Annotated in this window: 1 protein-coding gene and 1 pseudogene; one reads left to right on the forward strand and one right to left on the reverse strand. The window is 82.7% G+C overall.

Annotated features, from left to right (window positions below; translation table 11 throughout):
• Positions 1-282: pseudogene (locus GTR00_RS23210) on the reverse strand (hypothetical protein); the annotation flags it as partial.
• 4 nt (positions 283-286) lie between these two features.
• On the opposite strand from GTR00_RS23210, the gene GTR00_RS23215 reads away from it, so the two are divergent.
• The coding region (locus GTR00_RS23215) for a hypothetical protein (RefSeq protein ID WP_205706448.1) at positions 287-508 on the forward strand (222 nt) is incomplete at its 3' end.

Genomic DNA, 508 nt, shown 5'->3' on the forward strand with positions numbered 1-508 from the left:
GCCGGTGGGCTGCGCGGTGGGCGTGCTGGTGGGCTGCGCGGTGGGTTCGCCCGCGTCGCGGGTGCCGGCGGTGAGGCGGGTGGCGGTGGCGGTGCCGTCGGCGGGACGGGTGCCCTGGACGTTCACGCGGTCGCCGACGCGCAGCGCGGACAGCTCCACGAGGGCGCCCTCGCGGCGCACGGTGGCGGTCGCGGCCACCGCCACCGTCAGCGCCTTGCCGCGCAGGGCCTTGTCGCGCCCGCCCTGCACGGTCAGGGTCACGGTGCGGGCGGCGGCGTCCACGGCGGTGAGCGTGCCCTGGGCGACGAGGACGTGGCGGGCGCCGCGCGTGCCGCGCGCGAGCTTCGGCGCGCCGGCGCGGGAGGCGGTGGGCGTCGCGGTGGGCGTCGCGGTGGGCGTCGCGGTGGGCGTCGCGGTGGGCGTCGCGGTGGGCGTCGCGGTGGGCGTCGCGGTGGGCGTCGCGGTCGGGGCGGCGGTGGGCCGCGCCCCGCTCGCGCGGGGCGCGGCG

It is taken from the genome of Kineococcus indalonis (genome assembly GCF_009906395.1).
GTDB classification, from domain to species: domain Bacteria; phylum Actinomycetota; class Actinomycetes; order Actinomycetales; family Kineococcaceae; genus Kineococcus; species Kineococcus indalonis.